The sequence below is a fragment of the Humidesulfovibrio sp. genome, from assembly GCF_035560995.1.
In the GTDB taxonomy this organism is placed as follows: Bacteria; Desulfobacterota; Desulfovibrionia; order Desulfovibrionales; family Desulfovibrionaceae; genus Humidesulfovibrio.
This window is the reverse complement of record NZ_DATMYK010000180.1, coordinates 1-2,581: the sequence shown is the minus strand read 5'-3', so window position 1 is coordinate 2,581 and position 2,581 is coordinate 1. Positions and strand designations below refer to the sequence as shown.

General features: G+C 66.6%; 3 protein-coding genes. All 3 read left to right on the top strand.

All coding sequences use genetic code 11. From position 1 onward, the window contains the following. On the top strand, nt 1-418 hold a 418-nt coding region (locus VN419_RS06970; protein ID WP_325645867.1), incomplete at its 5' end, for an SxtJ family membrane protein. A 9-nt stretch (nt 419-427) separates the two neighbouring features. Next, on the top strand, nt 428-577 hold the full coding sequence (locus tag VN419_RS06965) for a DUF5989 family protein (protein ID WP_325645865.1): 150 nt from the start codon (nt 428-430) through the stop codon (nt 575-577). 7 nt (nt 578-584) lie between these two features. Continuing rightward, the gene (locus VN419_RS06960; protein WP_325645863.1) at nt 585-2,483 is read left to right on the top strand and encodes a carbamoyltransferase; all 1,899 of its coding nucleotides are present in this window, start codon (nt 585-587) and stop codon (nt 2,481-2,483) included. Nucleotides 2,484-2,581 lie beyond the last annotated feature (98 nt).

The window sequence follows — 2,581 nt, the reverse complement described above, 5'->3', positions numbered from 1 at the left end:
ACCAATGATAGACCTCGTGAAGCACGCCGCCCACGCCGGGCCTGAAAGCAGCGCCAAGAGCCGCGCCGTGGATACCGGCATGGCCCTGACCCTCATCTGCCTCATCATCGGCCTGGTGCGCGGCACGAGCGGCTGGTTCGCCATCGCCGCCGCCCTGCTCGTGGTCAACATGACAGCACCCAAGGTTTTCGGCCCGGCGTCGAAGCTTTGGTTCGGGCTCTCCGCGGTGCTTGGCGCGGTGATGAGCAAGGTCATCCTGACCCTGGTGTATTTCCTCGTCCTGACACCCATGGGCCTGCTGCGGCGCGCCCTGGGCAAAGACACTCTCCGCTTGAAGGCCTTCAAAAAGGGCGCGGACTCCGTGTTCCACCTCCGTACCGGCCCCTTCACCGCCGCAGACCTCAAGACCCCCTTCTAGGAGCATCACATGGATTTCCTTCGCGACCTGTGGGATTTTCTGAAAGTCCGCAAGAAGTTCTGTCTGGCGCCCATCATCCTGGTGCTCCTGCTCTTCGGCGCGCTCATCGTGCTCACCTCGGGCTCGGCCATAGCGCCGTTCATCTACACCCTGTTCTAGGCCGCGCATGACGGACACGCCACGCACCCGCCGGGCCATTCTGGGCATCAGCGCCTATTACCACGACTCCGCCGCGGTGCTTCTGATGGACGGCAAGATCGTGGCCGCGGCCCAGGAGGAACGCTTCACCCGCAAGAAGCACGACCCGGACTTCCCGCACCACGCCGCGCGCTACTGCCTGGCCGAGGCCGGGCTCTCCCCGGCCGACCTCGAGTGCGTGGCCTTCTACGACAAGCCGTACCTGAAGTTCGAGCGGTTGCTTGAGACCTACCACGCCTTCGCCCCGCGCGGCCTGCGCAGCTTCCTCACGGCCATGCCCGTGTGGATCCGCGAGAAGCTGTTCATGCGCAAGATGCTCAAGGACGAGCTGGCCAAGCTCGGCCCCGCGTCTGACAAGAAGGGGCCGGAGATCATGTTCCCGGAGCACCACCTGTCCCACGCGGCCAGCGCCTTCTTCCCCTCGCCGTACGAGGACGCCGCCGTGCTGACCATCGACGGTGTGGGCGAATGGGCCACCACCACCATCGGCCACGGCAAGGGCAACGAGCTGTCCATCCTGCGCGAGCTGCACTTCCCGCACTCGCTCGGCCTGCTCTATTCCGCCCTCACGGCCTGGTGCGGCTTCAAGGTCAACTCCGGCGAGTACAAGCTCATGGGTCTGGCCCCCTACGGCATCGAGGGGTCGGAGCGTGTGGAGCGCTACCGCACGATCATCCTCGACCAGATGGTGGACCTGAGGCCCGACGGCTCTCTGCTTTTGAACATGGACTATTTCGACTACGCCACGGGCCTGACCATGTGCCGGGCCCAGGCCTTCGAGGCCGCCCTCGGCCTGCCGCAGCGCACGGGCGAATCGGACATCACCCAGGAATACATGGACCTGGCGCTGGCCATCCAGCAGATCACCGAAGAAGCCGTGTTCCGCATGGCCGAAACCGCCCGCGCCCTCACCGGCTCCAAGAACCTCGTCATGGCCGGGGGCGTGGCCCTGAACTGCGTGGCCAACGGCAAGCTCTTGAAACGCGGCACCTTCGAGAACATCTGGATCCAGCCCGCCGCAGGCGATGCGGGGGGAGCGCTGGGCGCGGCCCTGGCCGCCTGGCACATCGGACTCTCACAACCGCGCACGGCACACGCCTCCGAACCCGGCGGCGACATGATGCAGGGCGCGTACCTCGGCCCGGTCTTTTCCTCCGGCGAGATCGAACGCGCCTGCCGCCGCTTCGGCGCGCCTGCTGAAAAGTACGACGACTTCGGCGCCCTGTGCTCCCGCGTGTCCACGCTGCTGGCCGGCGGCGCGGCCGTGGGCTGGTTCCAGGGACGCATGGAGTACGGCCCGCGCGCCCTGGGCGGACGCAGCATCCTGGGCGACCCGCGCCACGGCGACATGCAGAAGAAGCTGAACCTGAAAATCAAGTACCGCGAGGGCTTCCGGCCCTTTGCGCCCTCCGTGCTCGAGGAGCGCATGGCCGAGTGCTTCGACCTCGACGCGCCCTCGCCCTACATGCTCCTGGTCGCCCCCGTGGCCGAGTCCAAGCGCAAGCCCCTGCCCGAAGGCTACTGGACCCGGCCCATGTACGACCGCCTGTACGTGGAGCGCTCCGAGCTGCCCGCCATCACCCACGTGGACTTCTCCGCGCGCATCCAGAGCGTGTCCAAGGCCACCAATCCGCGCTACTGGCAGCTCATCGACACCTTCCGCCGCGAACAGGGCTGCCCCGTGGTGGTCAACACCAGCTTCAACGTGCGCGGCGAGCCCATCGTCTGCACGCCCGCCGATGCTTACGCCTGCTTCATGCGCACCGAAATGGACGCCCTGGTGCTGGGCGACTGGCTCCTCGTGAAGGACAACCAGCCCGAATGGCGCGAGGAAGGCGACTGGCGCAGCAAGTTCGAGCTGGACTAGGGAAGAAGAGAAGCAAGGGGCGCTGCCCCTTGACCCCGCCAGGGGGTATGCACCCCCTGGACCCGCATGACGCGAAACGGGCGGAACAGGCTTTAGCC

Excerpts from the sequence above, each read along its gene's own strand:
- VN419_RS06965 (WP_325645865.1), top strand. The coding sequence starts at position 428 with ATGGATTTCCTTCGCGACCTGTGGGATTTTCTGAAAGTCCGCAAGAAG.
- VN419_RS06960 (WP_325645863.1), top strand. The coding sequence starts at position 585 with ATGACGGACACGCCACGCACCCGCCGGGCCATTCTGGGCATCAGCGCC.